This window comes from Nocardiopsis sp. NPDC101807, from assembly GCF_044766605.1.
Lineage (GTDB): Bacteria > Actinomycetota > Actinomycetes > Streptosporangiales > Streptosporangiaceae > Nocardiopsis > Nocardiopsis tropica.
This window is the reverse complement of sequence record NZ_JBIWMK010000013.1, coordinates 53,805-72,516: the sequence shown is the minus strand read 5'-3', so window position 1 is coordinate 72,516 and position 18,712 is coordinate 53,805. Positions and strand designations below refer to the sequence as shown.

The 18,712-nt window shown below is 67.4% G+C and carries 22 protein-coding genes; 18 read left to right on the top strand and 4 right to left on the bottom strand.

The window, feature by feature from the left end:
* Positions 1-71 precede the first annotated feature (71 nt).
* Both ACIRPH_RS30025 and ACIRPH_RS30020 read right to left on the bottom strand, forming a co-directional pair.
* Positions 72-2,204 (bottom strand): SAM-dependent methyltransferase, encoded by a 2,133-nt coding sequence (locus ACIRPH_RS30025; RefSeq protein WP_402920414.1) that lies wholly within the window; start codon positions 2,202-2,204, stop codon positions 72-74.
* Positions 2,173-2,967: a hypothetical protein gene (locus ACIRPH_RS30020; RefSeq protein ID WP_402920411.1), complete on the bottom strand. Its 795-nt coding sequence runs from the start codon at positions 2,965-2,967 to the stop codon at positions 2,173-2,175. Before ACIRPH_RS30020 ends, ACIRPH_RS30025 begins: the two co-directional genes overlap by 32 nt.
* Before the next feature lie 249 nt (positions 2,968-3,216).
* On the opposite strand from ACIRPH_RS30020, the gene ACIRPH_RS30015 reads away from it, so the two are divergent.
* Genes ACIRPH_RS30015 through ACIRPH_RS30005 form a run of 3 tightly spaced genes read left to right on the top strand, consistent with a single transcriptional unit; the run spans position 3,217 to position 6,716 of the window.
* Positions 3,217-4,677, top strand: coding sequence for a phage portal protein (locus ACIRPH_RS30015; protein WP_402920408.1), 1,461 nt, complete (start codon positions 3,217-3,219; stop codon positions 4,675-4,677).
* Positions 4,674-6,518 carry a hypothetical protein gene (locus tag ACIRPH_RS30010; protein WP_402920405.1) on the top strand — a complete coding sequence of 615 codons (1,845 nt, stop codon included), beginning with the start codon at positions 4,674-4,676 and terminating at the stop codon, positions 6,516-6,518. Before ACIRPH_RS30015 ends, ACIRPH_RS30010 begins: the two co-directional genes overlap by 4 nt.
* Before the next feature lie 12 nt (positions 6,519-6,530).
* The gene (locus ACIRPH_RS30005) at positions 6,531-6,716 is read left to right on the top strand and encodes a hypothetical protein (RefSeq protein WP_402920402.1); all 186 of its coding nucleotides are present in this window, start codon (positions 6,531-6,533) and stop codon (positions 6,714-6,716) included.
* On the opposite strand, the gene ACIRPH_RS30000 is transcribed toward ACIRPH_RS30005, so the two are convergent.
* Together ACIRPH_RS30000 and ACIRPH_RS29995 are read right to left on the bottom strand one after the other, a co-directional pair.
* Complete coding sequence (locus ACIRPH_RS30000; RefSeq protein ID WP_402920399.1) at positions 6,704-7,234, bottom strand: hypothetical protein; 531 nt, start codon at positions 7,232-7,234, stop codon at positions 6,704-6,706. The genes ACIRPH_RS30005 and ACIRPH_RS30000 overlap by 13 nt on opposite strands.
* A 9-nt stretch (positions 7,235-7,243) precedes the next feature.
* Complete coding sequence (locus ACIRPH_RS29995) at positions 7,244-7,426, bottom strand: hypothetical protein (protein WP_402920396.1); 183 nt, start codon at positions 7,424-7,426, stop codon at positions 7,244-7,246.
* Positions 7,427-7,600: 174 nt separating this feature from the next.
* On the opposite strand from ACIRPH_RS29995, the gene ACIRPH_RS29990 reads away from it, so the two are divergent.
* The 15 genes from ACIRPH_RS29990 (at position 7,601) to ACIRPH_RS29920 (ending at position 18,699) form a co-directional block, all read left to right on the top strand.
* Positions 7,601-8,332: a hypothetical protein gene (locus tag ACIRPH_RS29990; RefSeq protein WP_402920394.1), complete on the top strand. Its 732-nt coding sequence runs from the start codon at positions 7,601-7,603 to the stop codon at positions 8,330-8,332.
* Between the two features lie 99 nt (positions 8,333-8,431).
* Positions 8,432-9,217 (top strand): coat protein, encoded by a 786-nt coding sequence (locus ACIRPH_RS29985; protein WP_402920391.1) that lies wholly within the window; start codon positions 8,432-8,434, stop codon positions 9,215-9,217.
* Between the two features lie 4 nt (positions 9,218-9,221).
* Entirely contained in the window at positions 9,222-9,494 is a 273-nt protein-coding gene (locus tag ACIRPH_RS29980; RefSeq protein ID WP_402920388.1) for a hypothetical protein, read from the top strand.
* Positions 9,495-9,510: 16 nt separating this feature from the next.
* The gene (locus ACIRPH_RS29975) at positions 9,511-10,101 is read left to right on the top strand and encodes a hypothetical protein (RefSeq protein ID WP_402920385.1); all 591 of its coding nucleotides are present in this window, start codon (positions 9,511-9,513) and stop codon (positions 10,099-10,101) included.
* Positions 10,098-10,442 carry a phage head closure protein gene (locus ACIRPH_RS29970; protein ID WP_402920382.1) on the top strand — a complete coding sequence of 115 codons (345 nt, stop codon included), beginning with the start codon at positions 10,098-10,100 and terminating at the stop codon, positions 10,440-10,442. The genes ACIRPH_RS29975 and ACIRPH_RS29970 overlap by 4 nt, the downstream gene beginning before the upstream one ends.
* Positions 10,442-10,621, top strand: coding sequence for a hypothetical protein (locus tag ACIRPH_RS29965; RefSeq protein WP_402920379.1), 180 nt, complete (start codon positions 10,442-10,444; stop codon positions 10,619-10,621). The genes ACIRPH_RS29970 and ACIRPH_RS29965 overlap by 1 nt, the downstream gene beginning before the upstream one ends.
* Positions 10,621-10,995, top strand: a complete 375-nt coding sequence (locus ACIRPH_RS29960; RefSeq protein ID WP_402920376.1) for an HK97-gp10 family putative phage morphogenesis protein — start codon at positions 10,621-10,623, stop codon at positions 10,993-10,995. The genes ACIRPH_RS29965 and ACIRPH_RS29960 overlap by 1 nt, the downstream gene beginning before the upstream one ends.
* Positions 10,995-11,396, top strand: a complete 402-nt coding sequence (locus ACIRPH_RS29955; RefSeq protein ID WP_402920373.1) for a DUF3168 domain-containing protein — start codon at positions 10,995-10,997, stop codon at positions 11,394-11,396. Before ACIRPH_RS29960 ends, ACIRPH_RS29955 begins: the two co-directional genes overlap by 1 nt.
* 1 nt (position 11,397) lies before the next feature.
* Positions 11,398-11,826: a phage tail tube protein gene (locus ACIRPH_RS29950; RefSeq protein WP_402920370.1), complete on the top strand. Its 429-nt coding sequence runs from the start codon at positions 11,398-11,400 to the stop codon at positions 11,824-11,826.
* 19 nt (positions 11,827-11,845) lie between these two features.
* The gene (locus ACIRPH_RS29945; RefSeq protein WP_402920367.1) at positions 11,846-12,211 is read left to right on the top strand and encodes a hypothetical protein; all 366 of its coding nucleotides are present in this window, start codon (positions 11,846-11,848) and stop codon (positions 12,209-12,211) included.
* Positions 12,212-12,243: 32 nt separating this feature from the next.
* Positions 12,244-12,540 carry a hypothetical protein gene (locus ACIRPH_RS29940; RefSeq protein ID WP_402920364.1) on the top strand — a complete coding sequence of 99 codons (297 nt, stop codon included), beginning with the start codon at positions 12,244-12,246 and terminating at the stop codon, positions 12,538-12,540.
* 27 nt (positions 12,541-12,567) lie between these two features.
* Positions 12,568-14,817 (top strand): hypothetical protein, encoded by a 2,250-nt coding sequence (locus tag ACIRPH_RS29935; protein ID WP_402920361.1) that lies wholly within the window; start codon positions 12,568-12,570, stop codon positions 14,815-14,817.
* A 4-nt stretch (positions 14,818-14,821) separates the two neighbouring features.
* Positions 14,822-16,198 carry a hypothetical protein gene (locus ACIRPH_RS29930; protein WP_402920358.1) on the top strand — a complete coding sequence of 459 codons (1,377 nt, stop codon included), beginning with the start codon at positions 14,822-14,824 and terminating at the stop codon, positions 16,196-16,198.
* Positions 16,198-16,542, top strand: a complete 345-nt coding sequence (locus tag ACIRPH_RS29925) for a hypothetical protein (RefSeq protein WP_402920355.1) — start codon at positions 16,198-16,200, stop codon at positions 16,540-16,542. The genes ACIRPH_RS29930 and ACIRPH_RS29925 overlap by 1 nt, the downstream gene beginning before the upstream one ends.
* Positions 16,543-16,560: 18 nt before the next feature.
* Positions 16,561-18,699 carry a peptidoglycan-binding protein gene (locus tag ACIRPH_RS29920; RefSeq protein ID WP_402920352.1) on the top strand — a complete coding sequence of 713 codons (2,139 nt, stop codon included), beginning with the start codon at positions 16,561-16,563 and terminating at the stop codon, positions 18,697-18,699.
* Positions 18,700-18,712 lie beyond the last annotated feature (13 nt).

Genomic DNA, 18,712 nt, shown 5'->3' with positions numbered 1-18,712 from the left:
CGCACTATTACTCAACAATTTCTCCGTAACCTCTGCTGAGCACTAACCATGATCGTTATGGAAGATGCCGATTAACCAAACAAATCTTGAATGGCCGCAGTTGCGTACCTGTCAACATCGTCGACTATCTTGTCCAGGTCGGCACTAGCCGAAGCTAGGTAAGCCAAGAGTGAGCCGCGGACCACAGAACGAACGTCCCCCGGGCCGACCTCCACCCCAGCTTTCTGCAGCAGGACTAGTTCCCGCGACGCAGTGGCCAGCGCCTCCTCTAGCGAGTTGTGCGGGTTCTCTGCACCATCCACCTTTCGTCGACAGACTACGATGCTGTCCAAGTTCGAGGGTTCACGAGAACCGCTCTTGACCACGCTGGTCGTCATCTCACCCTTCACGGGTTGGACTGCTGTGACGCAAAAACCTGCCTGATCAAGGGATTCAATAACACGCACCCACCCGGCGATACGTGCCTGATGAAACGTGAAAGCGAGCATGCCGCCCGGCTTCAGAACGCGTCCGCACTCAGACCACACCGACTCGATGGCCTTACCGAACTCTGCGGGGTCTGCGTTCTGCACTTCACCCCTCTGCCGTGTTGTGTCGTCAGAAGGATATCCATCAAACGGATGCATCGCCCGCAACCAGGCATGAAAGAAGTCAGCCAGTTCTGCGTAGTGAACGTTGTCCATGTACGGCGGATCAGTCACAACAAGATCAACGGATCCATTCGGAAGGTCCGTACTGGCAGAGTTGCGCGTAGCGATATATGCAGTCGGGCCTTCGCCCTCAGTGAATGACGGCCAATCTTGGCAGAGCTGAGCCGCGAGAGGCGACGAAATTCCGGTAATACGTTGAATTTCTCCGCCTTCCGGCACAAGGTCCGCAGGATTCATCTTGTACTCGTGAGCGCGATGCAGGCGGCTCTTCAGCAGAGTTGAAAAAGATCCAGATGAATACGGGGTACCCCATGGGTGAGCTTCCAGAGGTGTACGCTCCGGCTTCAATATGTGATGGGAGAACATGTGTCGAACGGCCCCGGTACCCTCACCCTTAAATGAGGTGAAACGGTTATTAAACTCCAGCGTTCCAGAGAAGAGCGCACACAGGGCTTCACGTTCTGGGGTACGACCAGGCAGGTCTCGAATTGCGGTCGCAATCAGAGACAAAGAGTACAACTGGCGAGCATTGAAGAAGTTTATCCACTGCTTAAAATTCCACTTGATCGCCTGGTTGGTATTGTTACCCGAAGCCAACCCACCAGAAGGAAGCACGGACGATGGTGGCAATTTATCGAGGAGATCTTCACATTCCTCATACAGTGCACGATCCCATTCCGTGATGGGCTCGTAAGTCTTTCGACCTCTAGCATCCACGACCATCTTGGCGTACATCTCATAGCCGGGAAGGCTATCTTTCAATGCCGCCATGACCTTGTTAGTGTGCCCGTTTTGACAGGTAGCCATCGAGCGCACCACCGCACCCTGGGGCGTGATCGTATGGCCGTTAGCGCACCGTGCAAATTCAAAGTCGTATCGTTTTTCTTGGATATCCAGACACAGAGGACAGACAATCTGGGCTTCCGGCACCCTCTTAGGATAGGCATTTTTGGAGAACACGGTTGAACTGAAGAGTCGAATCGTGTCATCGCAGTCCGGGCATGGAACCGTCGCCACCCAGAAATAATAGAGGACAGTACGACCATCTTCTGTCTTATGCACACGGTCGACTTCGCGGCGGCATTCTCGTTCAACCTGACCGAAGGCCGTTGCGAGAGCTTGAATATCCCACTGCTGGAGCGCTTGCCGCTGCACAAGTGTTGCTACCGGGTTGATATCAAAGCATACGGGCCTAGCACCGAGCTTTGCGGCCTCCACTCCAGTCACACCAGAACCTGAGAATGGATCAAGAACTACCATTCCAGACAAATCTGTAGGCGCCGAGTAGGCAGATTCAGCGTCCTCGCCAACCGCTGTAGTCGCAGAAGCGATAATACCTCGGAATACAGTTCCAAGCCGCTTCGCCCACCACTTATGAGTGCTAGTCGCAGGGCGATGAACTTCTTTTCTCCATGACTCTTTCGTCCCCGCCTCACTCAGCATGGCCGCTGGGAAGTCATTCTCTAGAGCCGTGATGGACGGAATGGCTGCCCGTGCGCCAGCACTTGACATCATCACTGACTCACCCATTTTCAAATTCGATACCATTCGCATAGCGGATCGCTTCATCGCTAAGTTGGACCTTCTTCTGGTCCCCAAACCCACGCGACCGATAGGCATGGAAACGGTGAATCTGACCCGCCTTGGGATTCGGCGCGAAATGTCGAATCAACTCGTTGGTCTGCAGGTCGAATTCGTAAGAAGAGACAACCTTCTCGACTTCCACGCGCTCAATCTCGCCGACTTTAACCAAGTCAGGGCTCTCCAGCTCAAGCACATCGGGGACGATCAATGTCGAAAGGCCAGCCAATTCGCTTGCCAAAAAGAATGGAGTCCGAGCTACATACATTTTGCGATCCCGGATGAGGATATCACCATACGATCCGAATCCGAGAAACGACTTATTCTTGTGTACATAGTCGGAGTCAGCGTTTAGGAAACTCCCATGACAGATCACGAGGTCCGTGACTGGATAGGAATCCATGCCTTTGACGTCCTTCGGATAACGACCGAAGACGTAATAGATCTCCCGACCGTTGTGCCACCCACTCGGCACTTGAGAATTCGAATCAAAGTCCGCATGCCGACCAGGCCACGAAAGCCCTTTTACTTCATAGCCTTCCGGAAAGTTGACGAGACGGAAGTCCGGATAAGTATTACGACCGCGATCGTCATAGTTCAGTTGGCATGCATCCAGGCGATCCTTAACCCAATTCTGGAAGTGGAACTCCTTATCACTGTCACTCACCTTCTGGATAAGAACACCCTCAGTACGAGCTCGCTCGCACTCACGGAAGACCTGCTCGACTGCGCTCACTCGCTACCCTCACTCGCCTCGTACTCAGGGCAGGTTACCGCACCAACAGGGATGCCTAGCGAGATTCACTCAACCGCTTAGAACCAGGTCAGGCGCCGGTTGCCCACCAAACCGGCAGATGCCCACTCCACCACTTCGTGGTGAAAACAGCCTGCACCTCCTAACTTCCTTCCTGCTCTCGATGATGTCGAGGCCGATCCGAACCATAGCTCTAGACCACAAACACCTAATGGTCTTAGGAGGGACAGCATGGCCACGCTCGAACAAGCCCGCTCCCTCGTCACGCTGCTTGAGAACGAGCTGCTCGCCCGGGCGAGCGAGGTCGATCGGCTGAACGGGTTCTACCGCGGCGAGCAGCCGCTGCGGTTCGCGAGTCCGGAGTTCCGCGAGTACTTCGCGGCCCGCTACCGGGAGTTCGCCGACAACTGGACACAAGTCGTGGCCGACAGCCCGGTCGAGCGGCTGACCGTCACCGGGATCAAGCCCGCTGGCGACGACCGCGCCGACCGGGACCTGTGGCGCGTGTGGCAGGTCAACGGGCTGGACACCGACAGCCAACTCGGCTTCCTCGGCGCCGGTACCGCGGCACGATCGTTCGTCCTCGTCTGGGGCGACCCCGACAACCCGGACATGCCCGAGGTGACGTTCGAGGACGCGCGCGAGTGCGTCGTCGCCTACGAGCCGGGCAGCCGCCGGCGGCGCCGCGCGGCGCTCAAGCGGTGGCAGGACGGCAACGACGAGTACGCGACGCTCTACCTGCGCGACGAGGTGTGGAAGTTTCGCCGGCCGCTGCTGCGGCATGCCCGGTCGGTGAACCTCGCCGGTGTCGACGAGGTGCTCAAGTGGGAGCCGCGCGAGGTCGGCGACGAGCCGAACCCGCAGCCGAACCCCATGGGGGCCGTCCCGGTTGTCGAGCTCGCGAACCGGCCGCTGCTCGCCGACGACCCGTTGTCGGACGTGGCCGGCACGGTCGCGATGCAGGACGCGATCAACCTGCTGTGGAGCCAGTTGTTCACGGCTGCGGACTACGCCGCGTTCCCGCAGCGCGTGATCATGGGCGCCGACATGCCGACGACCCCGATCCTCGACGAGCGCGGTCAGGTCATCGGCGAGCGCCCGGTGCCCCTGGAGAAGTTCGCCGTCGACCGTGTCCTGTGGATCACCGGCGATCAGGCCAAGATCGCCGAATGGTCCGCTGCGAACCTGTCGGCTTACACGGACGTGATCGAGGTCGCCGTCGGGCACATCGCCGCGCAGACTCGCACGCCGCAGCACTACCTCGTCGGCCGCATGGCGAACCTGTCCGGTGACGCGCTGATCGCTGCGGAAACCGGCCTCGTCAAGAGGGTCGAGGAAAAGCAGATGTGGTTCGGGATGGCGCTGCGCGAGATGTTCCGGCTGATCGCTCTCGCCCAGGGCGACGAGGGCAAGGCGCAGGCGATCGCCGCCGGCGCCGTGCTGTGGGCCGACGCCGAGTCGCGTTCGCAGTCCCAGCTCGCCGACGCGCTCATGAAGTTGAAGCAGATCGGGTTTCCGTTCGAGTGGATCGCCGCTCGCTACGGGCTGACCCCGACCGAGATCGCCGACATGCTCGCCATGCGCGAGCGCGAGCAGCTCGCCGACCCGATCGGCGCGATCGCCGCCGAGATGGGCCGGGGCGGATTCCCCGCAGGACCTGACCCCGTCGCAGCGATCGATGATCAGCCGTGAGTCTCGCCCTCGCCCAGGACCACCGCGCCGCGCAGGCCGACCTCGCCCAGGACGCCGCGCGACGCGTGGTCGCCGCGTGGGCCGAGGGGGTCGACCCCGGCGCTATCCGGGAATCGTGGCGGCTGACCTTGCCGCAGGCGGTCGGGCTCACCACGGCCGCGCAGTACGCCGCGGTCACTCTCGCCGACTCCTACCTGCGACGTGCGGTGCCCGGCCCTGTGGCTGCGGACCTGAATGCCCGCGCGCTCGCCGGGGTCGCCTCGGACGGGCGCGAGCTGTCGACGCTGCTCGCGCGACCCGCGATCACGGCCCTGTCGTATCTGGCCGGCGGTCGTGCGGTGGCCGATGCGATGGCCGCGGCCGTGGCTGCCCTCGAACTGATCGTAGGTACGCAGGTCGCCGACGCCGGTCGCGCTGCGGACCTCGTCGGCATGGCCGCGCGCCCGCGTGTGGTCGCCTACACGCGCGTCGTCAACCTGCCCGCCTGCGCCCGGTGCATCATCCTCGCCGGTCAGACCTACCCGTGGTCGGAAGGGTTTGCCCGCCACCCCCGGTGTGACTGCGAGGTTCTGCCGCTGACCGATGACGCCCCGGCGCCGTTCTCGCCGCGCGAGCTCTTCGCGCAGATGAGTCCCGTCGAGCAGGTGCGCAGGTTCGGCGCAGTCGGCGCCGAGGCGATCCACGAGGGCGCCGACCTCGCCCAGGTCGTCAACGCCCGGCGCGGCATGGCCGTAGCCGGGGCGCGTCTGGTCACGTCCGAGGGCATGACCCGGCGCGGGTACGCCGGACGTCGACTCGGCTCGACCGACGACCGCGGCCGGTTCCGTCCCTCGCGTGAGCCTCGGCTGATGCCCGAGCAGATCATCGCCGAGGCCGCCGGCGACCGCGACGCCGCGATCGAGGCCCTGATCAGGTACGGGTACCTGACGCCTCGGCGCGAGGAAGTCGCACCTGTGCCGCAACCCGAACCGGTCGCGCTCGCCGCGCCCGTGCCCGATGACGAGGTGCTGCCGGACCCGCCGACCATGACCGATGTCGAGCTCGAATCCGAGCTCGGCGCGCTGATGGCCGCAGGGGACTACGACTCGCCGCGCATGGCTGTGCTCATGGCGGAGATGGACCGGCGCGAGCAGGTGGGCCGCGAGGACGGGCAGGCGCCCGACGTCGAGCTCGAACCGGCGCCTGAACCGGTACCGGTCGACGGCCGCATCACGGCCGATGGCCTTGCCAGGTACGACGACGAGCGGCTGTCCGCGATGCTGATGGAGGCGTTCGCCGAAGGGCGCGAGCGCGATGCCGCGGTGATCGAAGCCGAGTACGAGCGGCGTGTCGAGGTCGCCGAGGCGCCGCCCGCCGAGGTCTGGGTCGACCCCGACGAGACCGACGTTGAACGGGAGCGCCGCGAGCGTGAGGACGCGCAGTATGCCGAGATGGCGCGGCTCGTCGAGGAAGAGGGCTATGCCTGGGAACAGGCCGCTGCCGAAGTGCAGGGGCGCTCGATCGAGGCGATCCGACGCGAGGCGTACCTTGCCGAGTTCCGGCCGGCGGGCGACCGCCGGTCGTTCACCGAGGTCGCGCGCGAGCAGTACAAGCTCTACGTCGCCCGGCAGTACGTAGCGGCCGAGGACGCGACCCGGGGGTACCTGGTCACCACCGAGGGGCGCGCCCGGGGAGTGGACCCCGAGTCGCTGTTCAGCGGTCCGCGCGCACGCGCGGAGCGGTGGGCGAGCGAAGAGCTCAAGCGGTGGTGGGACGCGTTCGGTAGGTTGACGTTCGAGGACTTCGTCGCCGAGATCGAGTCCGGCCGCGGCACTGATGCCGGTCGGGACTACAACCGGTAGGGGGCGCTGCTGATGTCGGTCGCGACCGAGCTGGTCCGTGCTCGCGCTGCAGGGGTGCGCGCGGCCGAGGCCGATGCGCCCCGGTCCTCTACGCCTTATCGGCCGGACGCTCTGACGCCGCGCGAGCGGATGCTGTGGCAGGCGTGGAACGCCGGGTTCGACAGCATCCGCCCGATGCCGGTCGACTACGAGTCCTGACGGCGCCGCCGCTTCCGTCGAGCAGCCATCTCTCGCAGCGGTGCGAGCGCTTCGTACTGCTCCGCGTCGAACCTCTCTTCAGCAGCGGTCTTCTTCCGGGCCACCTGCTTCTTGGGGCGCCCGCCGCCTGCGCCGCGCCCCGGCATCCCGGCGCGCCATGTGCGCCATTCGTCGATGCGGTTCTCGCGCCATCCGAGGACGTCACCGATGCGCGCGTCGGGTGTGGGGACCGGGTGATGGCCGATGTCGTAGGGGTAGCGGGCGATCCACTTGGTCACCGTGCCCGTGGGCACGCCGAGCTCGCGCGCCACGTCGGCGACTCCGAGGTGTCGACGGGGCGCCCCATCGATGTCGGGGACATGGACCGTGGCGGGAACGACGCCCTCGCGCAACCGGCTGACGGGCGTTTGCGGGGGAAAGCCCAGCGAGGCGCCGTCGTAGGCGACGAGCTTGCCGCTGCGGATGAAGTGGTCGCCGACCTGCAGGTCGGCGATGGTGACGCGCTCGAAGTTGCTCATGTCGTCCTTTCAGAGGGTGAGCCCGAACAGGGCGCCGTCGACCGGGCTGCCGGTCAGGTACACGGGGAACAGGGCGCCGTCGTCGACGAGTTCGACCTGCGCCTCCTCGGCTTCGGCTTCGGCGATCGCGTCCCAGATGTCGACCTGTCCGCGAAGCTGCGTGCACTCGATCTCGGAAAACAGCGCGTCCATCGGAACCCCTAAACGTTGTCGTCTCTAAGGACAACGTTATAGGGCAATACTTAACGTTGTCCACTCGCAAGACAAAGTTTCTTCGGCCCCGTGGCAGCGCTGCGGGGCTGCTTCCATGCCCGGCCACGCGCAACGCGCAGCCGTTCACCAACTCCGCAACGGGAGCCCGTCACCATGCCTGAACCGATGCTGCCCACCCACCCCGACACCGGCCTGACCGCGATCGGGCTGCGCCGCAACGGCGCCCCCATCTGGCCCGTGATCGGTGGCGCCGAGGACGCGCCGACCCCCGACGCCGAGACCGACGCCCCCCTCGACGACGAACCCGTCGAGGACCGCGGCGACGACGAGGACCAGGGCGACGAGCCCGACGGCGCCGACGCGCTCGGCGACCCCGGCAAGCGCGCCCTCGACGCCATGAAGGCGAAGTGGCGCGCCGAGCGCGACAAGCGCCGCGCGGCCGAGTCGGAGCTGTCCAAGCAGCGCGCCCCCGCGAAGGACGACGAACCCGACGCCGAAGCGATCCAGCAGCAGGCCGAGCAGGCAGCCGTCGCCCGCGCGAACGAACGCATCGTGCGCGCCGAGGTCCGCGCGGCTGCGGCCGGCAAGCTCGCCGACCCCGGCGACGCGATGCGGTTCATCGACGTGTCGCAGTTCGAGGTCGACGACGACGGCAACGTCGACGCCGACGAGCTCGCCGACGCGATCGGCGAGCTGCTCACGTCCAAGCCCTACCTCGCCGCGCACGGCGGCCGACGGTTCCAGGGCACCGGCGACGGCGGCGCCCGCAAAGGGTCGCGCCCGTCGCAGATCACCAGCCGCGAGGACCTGGCCAAGATGACGCCGGCCGCGCGGCTCAAGGCCCACACCGACGGACGCCTGCGGCGACTGCTGCAGGGCGACTAAGGAGACCCGACCATGCCCATCACCAACTTCATTCCCGAGCTGTGGTCCGCTGCGGTTCAGGTGCCTTTCGAGCGGACCCTTGTGTACGCGCAGCCGACCGTGTCGAACCGGCGCTACGAGGGGCAGATCCGCGAGCAGGGCGACACCGTGCACGTCACCTCGATCGCCGACCCGACCGTGCGCCCCTACGACAAGAACACCGATCTGACGACCGAAGACCTCGACGACGAGCAGGTGTCCCTCACCGTCGATCAGGGCGCGTACTTCTCGTTCCGCGTGAACGACGTCGACCGGGTGCAGTCGGCCGGCGATTTCCAGGGACCAGCCACCCAGCGAGCAGGACACCGGCTCGCCGACGGACTCGACCGGTACGCCGCCGGTCTCTACACCGGCGTCGACCCGGCGAACAACCTGACCCCCGCCACCGAGGGCACCGTCACCCCGATCGACGTCAGCAACCCGGCCACCGCCTACGACGTTCTCGTCGCCCTGGCCGTGCTCCTGGACAAGTCCGACTGCCCGAGCATCGGCCGCTACGTCGTGATCAGCCCTGACTTTCACGGCAAGCTGCAGAGTGACGACCGGTTCGCCCGTGTCGACGCGTCCGGCAGCGACGAGACGCTGCGCAACGGCATCGTGGGCAGGGCTGCGGGCTTCGACGTCCTCAAGTCCAACAACACTCCCTCACCGGCAGCCGGTCAGCAGGTCGTGCAGGCCGGTATCCCCGACTCGTTCAGCGTCGCCGAGCAGATCACCCAGACCGAGGCCCTTCGGGCGCAGGCGCGGTTCGCCGACATCGTGCGAGGGCTGCACGTCTACGGCGCCAAGCTGTTCGAGCCGACCGGCATCGCCGTCGCCACGGTGACCGTCCCGGCGGGGATGTGACGACGTGGCCGACCTGATCCTCGCCCGCGGTACGGCCGGCGCGACGTTCGCCGTCGACCCGGCCGTGCCGTGGGTCGCCGCACAATTCGATCGCGGCGCACTGGCCCCCGTCGAGGCATCGAGCCCCGGTGAGCAGGGCGTCGAGCAGCCGCCGAACCGTCCAGCGCAGGCAGCACCGAAGGCGGCATGGGTCGCCTACGTCACCGAGGTCAGCGACCTGACCGCCGAGGACGCCGAGGCCCTGACCAAGGCCGAACTCGTCGAGCTCGCGTCCTGACCGTGAAGGGGGCACCGTGGCACTTCCGGCGTTAGCCACCCTCGACGACCTCGCTGCCCGGGGCGTGAGCGTTGGGGACGCCGAGACCGTACGCGTCGAAACCTTCCTCGCCTCAGCGTCTGCCGCGGTGCGCGACGCCGCCGGCTGCGCGATCTCCGAAACGACGTCGACGATCAGCCTGCCCGGCGACGGCGAGCCGTGGCTGTCCCTGCCCGCCCCGCCCGTGACGGCCGTCGACGAGGTGCTCGTCGACGCCCAGGCCGTCACCGATTGGCGGCTCGTCGGCGGTTGGCTGTGGCGCCCCTCAGGGTGGCAGCCGACCGTACCGTGCGAGGTCACGGTGACCTACACGCACGGGCTTCCCGAGGTTCCCGCCGACCTCGTCGACCTCGTGTGCCGAATCGCCGCAGCGATCCTCGTCGCCTCGCGCAGCAGCGAGGACGGCACCGGGATCGCGGCCGGCGACATCAGGTCCGAGCGCATCGGCGACTACTCGGTGACCTACGGGGACGACGGCGGGATCACCGAGCTCGAACTGCCCGACCACCTGCGCCGCCGGTTGGCCGCGCGGTTCGGGGGCGGCATCGGCCTTGTGAGGTCACGGTGAGAGGGCGCGGCATCGGCCACCTGCTGAACAGCCGCGTCGAGGTCTGGCGCGCCGTCCTCGCCGACGACGGCGGGGGCGGTCAGGTCGAGACCTGGGAGCCGCAGGGCACGCAGTCGGCGCGGCTGTCGCAACCCTCCAGCGCGCAGCGCGAAGCCGGCGACCAACTCGGCGCCGAACTGACCCACGTCGTCTACCTACGACCGTCCGCGGACGTGCGCCGCGGAGACGAACTACGGCGCGGCGAACAGGTTCTGCAGGTGCGCGCGGTCTTCGAGCCGAGCGTCGCCCACACCTACCGGCGCGCCGACTGCACATCACGTCAAGCCGAAGGGGGGCCGTGATGGACGGCGAACGCGAGATGCCCGTTGTCGTGAGCATCGGCGAGCACGAGGTCAACGCCGGAACCCTGACCCTCGACCTCGACGAACCGGTGGCACCGCAGATCGCCGACTTCCTGCGCGCCCTCGCCGAGGCCGTCGAGGACATCAGCGCCGACGACGAGCAGGAAGGGGACGGCTGATGGCCCGGTTCCGTGTGCGCACCATCGGCGCGCAGGCCGCGCGTCGAGCCTTCGCCCGGCTCACAACCGACCTACACGACGTGCAGGAAGAGGTCGCCGAGAAGTGGGGTGCGGAGATGTACGACGGCGCCGTCGCCGATGTGCCCGTCGACTCCGGTGACCTCGCCCGCGCGCTCGAAAAGCGCGTCAAGGGTTCGGGGGCGACCGCTGACGCGCAGGTCGGAGTGTGGAGCGACGAAGAGTACTACGCGCAGTTCGTCGAGTTCGGCACGTCGAAAATGCCCGCGCAGCCATTCATGTATCCCAACGCCCGACGTGCGAACCGCAAGGTCCGCAACTGGGTCCGCGAGGGCATCGAGAAGAGGCTGCCCTGATGGCCACCGCGGCATGGCCTTTGCAGCAGGCCGTCTATCAGCGGCTGACCGGCGACCCCGACCTGACCGCACTCGCCGGCGTCTACGACGAGGTCCCCGAACCGGCGCCGTATCCGCACGTGTCGGTCGGCGAGGTCATCGAGGAACCCGACGACACCCATGACCGGCAGGGGCTGACGGTCGCGTTCGTGCTGCACGTGTGGTCGAAGTACCGCGGCTACAGCGAGATCGGACGCATCCTCGCCCACCTCGACCGGCTGCTCGACCGGCAGCCGCTCGACGTCGTCGGCTTCGAGGTCGTCGCGATCTTCCGCGAACACCACCGCATCATGCGCGACCCCGACCCCACCATTCGACACTGCCCGGTGCGCCACCGGGTGTGGCTGAACAAGGAGACATGACATGGCAGGAAAGGACGGGTTCGGTACAGAACTCCGGCGGGGGGACGGGGGCGAGCCTGCGGTCTTCGAGCCGATCGGCAACGTCGGTACGTTCTCCGGTCCGAACGGGGAGCGCGAGACCTACGACGTCACCGCGCACGACTCCCCGTCGAACTTCCGCGAGTTCATCGGCGGGTTGGTCGACGGCGGCGAGGTGTCCGTCGAGTGCCACTACGACCCCGACAAGCACGACGTCATCTATGGCGACTTCAAGAACCCGAACCCGGTCGCCTACGAGATGGAGAGTCCGGCCGGCGAGCTCTGGGCTTTCGAGGCGCTGCTGACCGGGTTCGAGCGCGAGATGCCCGTCGACGGACAGATGGCCGCAACTCTGACGTGGCAGGTGTCCGGCGAACCCACCATCACCCCCGCCCCGACTCCTGCGCCCTGACCGAAAGGACGACTGACCGATGACCACACAGACCGCCGAGTTCCTCGGCCGCGACGCCATCCTCGGCGCCGACGACCTCGCATACGACACCGTCCCCGTTCCCGAGTGGGGCGGCACTGTGCGGATCAGGGCGCTGACCGGAACCGAGAGGGACCGGTTCGAGGCCGAGATCGCCGGCAACACCAAGCGTCTCAAGCTCGACAACGTCCGCGCGAAGTTCGTCGCGAAGTGCATCGTCGACGCCAAGGGCAACGCTGTGTTCAGCAGCTCGGACGTCGCCGCCCTGGGCCGCAAGAACGCCGCTGTGCTGAACCGGGTGTTCGAGAAGTGCCAGAGGCTTTCCGGGCTGACCGACGAGGACGTCGACGAGCTCTTGGGGGAATGAGGCGCCGGCCCGAGCGGGAGTTCTATTTCCGCTTGGCCGGCCACCTCAACATGACCGTCGCCGAACTGCTCGCCCGGATCAGCTCGCGTGAGCTGACCGAGTGGGCGGTGTACGAGCGGCGCGCCGGACCCCTCGGCGCTCGCCGGGGCGACATTCAGTCCGCGATCGTCGCCGCGGCCGTCTACAACGTCAACCGGCGCAAGGGCGCGAAGCCCATCGACCCCGAGAAGTTGCTGCCCACCTGGGACGACTACCAGTCCGAGGAACAGATGTGGGCGGCGATCCGGGAAGCCAACGCAGCCATGGGCGGCACCGAGAAACCTGAATAGCGCACGCCGAGCGGGAGGTGATCCCGCATGGCGACCGTTGCATCCCTGCTCGTCAGGCTGGGTCTCGACTCCAAGAGGTTCGACAAGGGCGTCAAGCGGGCCGCTCGTGGACTCGACAACCTGATCAAGAGGTTCGACCGGGTCGGCGACATCGGCAAGATGACGGCGATCGCGACCGCCGTCAGCGCGTTGACCTCCCTCACCGCCGCAGCCGGACCCGCCGCAGGCGCCGTTCTCGCCTTACCCGCAGCCGCCCTCGTCGCCGGCGCAGGGGTCGCCACGCTCGCCGCCGGACTGTCCGGCATGGGCGACGCGCTCGCCGCCACCGGGGGCAGCGCCGAGGAACTCGAAGAGTCCCTGTCCGGGCTCGCCCCCTCGGCGCAGTCGTTCGTCAGGTCCTTCGCCGGCGTGCGGCAGATGTTCGCCCCCGTGCAACAGGCCGTGCAGCAGCGCTTGTTCGGTGGCCTCGGCGAAGAGCTGTCGGCACTGGCGACCGGTGCCATGCCCACCCTGCGCCGTGGGATGACCGCAGTCGCCTCGGCGCTGAACTCGTTGGGCTCCGAGGCCCTGCGCACGATGAACACGCCGCTGTTCCGGGGACAGCTCGGCGCCATCTTCGACGGCACCGCCTCGGCGACGCGGAGCTTCTCGGGCGTGCTCTCGCCGCTGCTCGTCGTCCTGGCGCAGCTCGCCATCGCCGGTCTGCCGCTGATCGACCGGTTCAACGAGTGGGCCGGCGGGGCGTTGGCGAGCGCTGCCGCGTTCCTGACCAGCGAGGCCGGCGCCGCGCGGCTGTCCGACATCGCGCAGCGCGCCGGCGACGTCCTCGCGCAGCTCGGCTCGATCGGGGGCAACCTCGGCTCGCTGCTCGGCGGGATCTTCGGTGCCGCATCGGTGTCGGGGTCCGACCTTCTGACCACGGTCGAGAACCTGACCGCGCAGTGGGCCGCGTGGGCGAACAGCGCCGAAGGGCAGGCACAGCTCGGCGAGGTCTTCGCGACGCTGAACCGCATCGCGACCGACCTGCTCGCGATCCTGCCCGGCGTCGCCGCGGTGGTCGGGACCATCGCCGACGCCTTCATGGCGCTCCCCCCGGGCGTGCAGTCGACCGTGACGCAGATGCTCGCGTGGTCGATGCTGCTCGGCCCGGTGGCCGGCAAGCTGTCCGGACTCGTCGGGGTCGTCAAGACCGTGGCGCCTGCGGTGAAGACCATCGCCGGTCCGCTCGGCAAGCTGTCGGGGACCCTGGTCAAGCTCGGTGCGCAGGCCCTCGTGATGGGTGCCCGGATGCTCGCCGGGTGGCTGCTGGGGATGGGGCCGATCGGGTGGATCATCGCGGCCGTCATTGCCTTGGTCGCATTGGTGATCCTCTATTGGGATCAAATTGTCGCAGCGATTTCCGCAGCCTGGCTATGGGTGAAGTCGGTAACGGTTTCAGCTTGGTCTGCCCTTGCTGCGTGGCTTTCTGGAATTTGGTCGTCGATTATTTCGACGGCAATCGCTGCTTGGGAATGGCTGAAATCGGCAGTCTCGGCAGCCTGGAATTGGTTGGTCGGCCTGTTTCTGACCTACCATCCGGTCGGCATTCTCATGTCGCACTGGGAGCAGATCAAGGCAGCGGCATCCGCAGCCTGGGCCTGGGTGAAGGCGCGAGTCGCCGCACTTTGGAATGCCTTGGTCGCATTTCTTTCGAGCGGCGTAAGCAAGATAAAGTCATTTATCGCCAACGGTTTTAACGCCGCTAGGGATTTGGCTGTCGGTGCTTTTTTGGCACTGCACAGTCGGGTGGTTTCCACTGTGGCGCGACTGATCGGATTCGTTCGCGGAATTCCCGGACGGATCAAGTCGGCGCTCGGAAATGTCGGATCACTGCTGACCGATGCGGGTCGACGCATCATTCAGGGTTTGATCGATGGCGTGACCGGCATGGTCGGCAAGCTGCGCGACAAGTTCAGCAGCGTGACGTCGATGATCCCGGAGTGGAAGGGACCGATGCGGGTCGACGCCCGGCTGCTCGAACCGTCCGGTGCTGCGCTGATGGCCGGCCTCGCCAGCGGTGTCGAGGGCGCGCTGCCCGGCCTGCGCTCGACCCTGCAGGGGGTCACACGCGAGATCCCGTCCAACATCAGCGCGACCGCGGCTGTGCGCCACTCGGGCGCGCAGCAGACCCGTCTCGTCATCGACGTCACGGGCGCTGACAGCGAGTTCAAGAGGATGATCCGCAAGTTCGTCCGCATCGACGGCCGCGGCAGTGCGCAGGCGGCTTTCGGGAGGTGAGGCCGTGGTTGCCGTGCGCGTGCTCGTCGAGCTGATGGTCGGCGGGCAGTGGGTGGACATCACCCGTGACGTCTACGTTCGCGAGGACATCAGCATCAGTCGTGGCCGTGCCGACGAAGGCACCGAGGTCGACCCCGGCACGTGCTCGCTGGTGCTGAACAATCGCAGCGGCACGTACTCGCCGAGGAATCCGCGCAGCCCGTACTACGGCCGGATCGGCCGGAACACCCCGATCAGGGTGTCGGTGCGCCACGGTGACCGGCTGATCCCGCGGTTCGTGGGCGAGGTCGCCGCGTGGCCTCCCCGCTGGGACCTGTCCGGCAACGACGTGTACACCCCGATCGAGGCTGCGGGCATCCTGCGACGGCTGAACGCGAGCTCGTCGCCGCTGCAGTCCTCGCTCGTCCGGTTCGTCCTCGCCGCCGGCCCGTCCGCGTACTGGCCGCTGACCGACGGCGCCGACACACAGAACGCCGCGCCGCTGCTCGGCGGGAACATCGCCTACCTGAACAACCGAGACGGCGAGATCACGAGGCCGATGCAGTGGGCGAGCTTCGACCTCGCCCCCCACCTGGAACCCGTGGCGACCCTGCCCGACAAGGTGCCACGGGGGGTGTTCCGCGGCTACATCCTGCCCGGCCACCGCCCGCAGTGGTGGGCGGCCGAGTTCATCCGCGGTGGTGTCGGGGGGTTCGACAGCTTCGGTATGCAGCTCGTCGGCGCCGGTACTGCCAGCGACCCGACCCGCATGTGGTACCTGGGGTTCGACCACCCGACGCGGACGCTGTTCGTGTCCTACTTCCGGGCCGACGACAGCGACGCGCGAACTACCGTTCTGCGCCAGAACATCGCCGCGCCCCAGGTGTTCGAGGACGACACCGCGCACGTGTTCCGGCTGGAGTGCGCACCCAATCAGGGCGGCACCGCGTGGCGGGTGTGCGTGGACGGCGCGCAGATCGCAACCGGTCAGCTCAACGAACCCGCGCGCCCGCCGATGCGGTGGTTCTACGACTGGTTCGTGCCCGACGACGACATGGCCGCGCCGGCGTCGCTGGGGCACGTCACGGTCTGGGACGGCACCGTCTCGCCCGACCCCGATCAGATCCTGCTCGCCTACCACGGCCACGCCGCAGAGACCGCAGGGCAGCGCATCATCCGCGTGTGCGAAGAGACCGGCCTGCCGGTGACGGTCCTCGGCGACCCCGATGACACGCAGCTCGTCGGGGCACAACAGATGACTTCGCCCCTCGACGTGCTGTCGGCAGCCGCTGCGGCCGACGGCGGGATTCTCCACGAGGACCGTGCGGAACCCCGGCTCGTCTACCGCACCAACCGCAGCCGCTACAACGGCTTGCAGCTCTCCCAGGAAGGGGAAACCTGATGGCGCTGACGACCGCGCTGTTCGACCCGATGCTCGACGGCGGCGCCACGGTCGCCGTCGAGGCGTCCCTGCACACAGCCGACCCCGGCAGTTCCGGCGGGTCCGAGGTGTCCGGGGGCGGCTACGCCCGGCAGTCGGTCATCTGGGCCGCAGCGTCCGGGGGCAGTATCGCGACCGGCGCCCCGGTCGTGTTCAACGTGCCCGGGGCGACGACCATCACGCACGCCGGACTGTGGACGTCCGACGGTACCTGGCTCGGCTCGCTGGCCCTGGCCGCGCCCGAGCAGTTCGCCGCCCCCGGGACCCTGACCGTCGACCCGATGACGCTCACCCTGACCAACTGATCCGACGGGAGGTGAGCCGTGGCCACGCTCGTCGACAACCGCCTCGACGGTACTCCGGGCGCCGCACCGACCCCGGCATCCCTCGCCGCTTCGGCGACCGTCGGGACCGTCGGTGTCGCGAACGCCGGCGGCACCGCAGGCGCCGGCCGCGCCCGCTACGACAACGCGCAGACCGTGCACGGGCTGTCGACGATCCGAATCGACACCTCTTACCAACGTGTGGGGACTCCGCGGCTCACCCTTGCGTTGCCGCAGTCCGGCCCGTGGTGGGCGCGCTGGTACGTGTGGATGCCGACCATGCAGAACTCCGGGTTCGGCATCGACGAGGTTCGGCTGCACGCCTCGTTCCCCGACACCGGACTGAATCTCGTGATCCACGAGACGGCGTCCGGCAACGCGGGAACGAGGCTGCAGCCCAACGACCTCGCCGCGAGCGCGATCAACTGGAACGCCGAGACCGGCAACGCGATCGGCATCGGGCAGTGGTGGCGCCTCGAACTCCACTTCGACGGCGGCGACTTCACTTCCCGCGTCTACGCCGGACACGACACCATCCGCGCCCGCGTGCACACCTGGAACGGGCGCGACGTCGGCCGTTCCCTGGCCCTGACCGGGTACCGGTACCGGCGCGGCGTGATCCTGCGCCCCGGGGACACCGACGCGACCACTGGCGGGCAGGTCTCGCAGATGCAGCGCGACCTCATGGCGCTCGGCTACGAGCTGCCGCAGTGGGGCGCCGACGGCGATTACGGCCAGGAGGCTGCCAACGCCGTCGTGGCCTTCCAGTCCGGCCACGGTTACGGCGTCGTCGACGGCATCGCCGGCCCCGAGACCCTCGCCGGCATCGCCCTCGCGCTGCGCCTGCAGGCCAACGCCAACGACTACCCGGATCCATTGTGGCTCTCACACGTTGCCGTCTCCGACTCCGGACCGATCGGACCCGCCCCACAGCAGCAGGACATCACGACCTCGGCGAGCGCCACCGTCGCCGTGGCCGGAACCCTCGCCGTCCGTGCCGTGCAGGGACCGCAGCAGCCGGTCGGCGGCGAGCTGCGCCTGACCGGCGCCGCCTCGGCGACGAGGACGGCGCGCACCACCGCGACGGGAACCCTCTCGGCCGCCGGACTCGCCGAAGCCGCGCACCGCACCGCACGCACGGACGCCTCGACGTCGACCACGGCGAGCAGTGCTGCGGCCGTGGCGAAGGCGTCGACCACGGCCGCGGCCGACGGCATGGTCGCGCGGACCGGCGCCGAGGCGGGCAAGCACGGCGTCACCACCGCTGCGGCGACGGCCCGTGCGTCCGGCGTGGCATGGTCCGGCGGCGCCCGGTCCGCGATCGCCCTGGACTACGCCGCCGGGCACGTGTCCGCGCCCTTCGAGCCGGTCGACGACGACCAGGCGCTGACCAACGACGTCGTCGCACGGCGCATCGACGGCGCCGAGTTCCGCGTGACACTGCAGACGGGACCGCTGAACGCGGCCGACCCCCCGCTCGGCGTGGGCCGCTACGAGACCTCGGTCGAGCTGAACACGATGTACGACGTCCAGCTTCGCGACCACGCCGGGTGGCGCGTGCACCTGGGGACCTGGGACGAGGCGCGCTACCCGACGGTGAGCGTGGACCTGGTCCGCAACCCCGGACTGACCGAGAACGTCGCGAGCAGGGAGTCGGGCGACTGGCTGCAGGTGCTCAACCCCCCGCCGTGGCTGCCGCCCGGCCCGATCGACCTGCTGATCGAGGGCTACACCGAGACCCTGAACACCCACACATGGCGCGTCGAGTTCAACGCCTCGTCGGGGGGACCCTGGGTCGTCGGTGTGGTCGACGACCCCGACGACGAGGAACCGACCGGGCCGCGCGATCCCAACCGCGCCGACACCGCGGCGTGCGAGCTGACCGCCGCCGTCGACGCCGGCGACACGACGTTGACCGTGACCACGACGGTCGGTCCCCCGTGGATCGACTCGGCGAGCTACGCCGACATGTTCCCGCTCGACCTGGTCCTCGGCGGCGAGATCGTGCGGGTGACCGCGATCGAGGGGACCGGGGCGACGCAGACGCTGACCGTCGAGCGCTCCCTGAATCGCATCGCCAAACCGCATCCCGCCGGTACCGCCGTCTCACTCGCGCGCCCGGCCGTCGTCGGTCTGTAGACCAAGGAGAGAA

What these genes read in the sequence shown, in the direction of transcription:
- ACIRPH_RS29995 (WP_402920396.1), bottom strand. Translation starts at nt 7,426, where the DNA reads ATGGACGCGCTGTTTTCCGAGATCGAGTGCACGCAGCTTCGCGGACAG.
- ACIRPH_RS30005 (WP_402920402.1), top strand. Translation starts at nt 6,531, where the DNA reads ATGTCGGTCGCGACCGAGCTGGTCCGTGCTCGCGCTGCAGGGGTGCGC.
- ACIRPH_RS29925 (WP_402920355.1), top strand. Translation starts at nt 16,198, where the DNA reads ATGGCGCTGACGACCGCGCTGTTCGACCCGATGCTCGACGGCGGCGCC.
- ACIRPH_RS29935 (WP_402920361.1), top strand. Translation starts at nt 12,568, where the DNA reads ATGGCGACCGTTGCATCCCTGCTCGTCAGGCTGGGTCTCGACTCCAAG.
- ACIRPH_RS29965 (WP_402920379.1), top strand. Translation starts at nt 10,442, where the DNA reads ATGGACGGCGAACGCGAGATGCCCGTTGTCGTGAGCATCGGCGAGCAC.
- ACIRPH_RS30025 (WP_402920414.1), bottom strand. Translation starts at nt 2,204, where the DNA reads ATGCGAATGGTATCGAATTTGAAAATGGGTGAGTCAGTGATGATGTCA.
- ACIRPH_RS30000 (WP_402920399.1), bottom strand. Translation starts at nt 7,234, where the DNA reads ATGAGCAACTTCGAGCGCGTCACCATCGCCGACCTGCAGGTCGGCGAC.
- ACIRPH_RS30015 (WP_402920408.1), top strand. Translation starts at nt 3,217, where the DNA reads ATGGCCACGCTCGAACAAGCCCGCTCCCTCGTCACGCTGCTTGAGAAC.
- ACIRPH_RS29945 (WP_402920367.1), top strand. Translation starts at nt 11,846, where the DNA reads ATGACCACACAGACCGCCGAGTTCCTCGGCCGCGACGCCATCCTCGGC.
- ACIRPH_RS29990 (WP_402920394.1), top strand. Translation starts at nt 7,601, where the DNA reads ATGCCTGAACCGATGCTGCCCACCCACCCCGACACCGGCCTGACCGCG.
- ACIRPH_RS29955 (WP_402920373.1), top strand. Translation starts at nt 10,995, where the DNA reads ATGGCCACCGCGGCATGGCCTTTGCAGCAGGCCGTCTATCAGCGGCTG.
- ACIRPH_RS29950 (WP_402920370.1), top strand. Translation starts at nt 11,398, where the DNA reads ATGGCAGGAAAGGACGGGTTCGGTACAGAACTCCGGCGGGGGGACGGG.
- ACIRPH_RS29960 (WP_402920376.1), top strand. Translation starts at nt 10,621, where the DNA reads ATGGCCCGGTTCCGTGTGCGCACCATCGGCGCGCAGGCCGCGCGTCGA.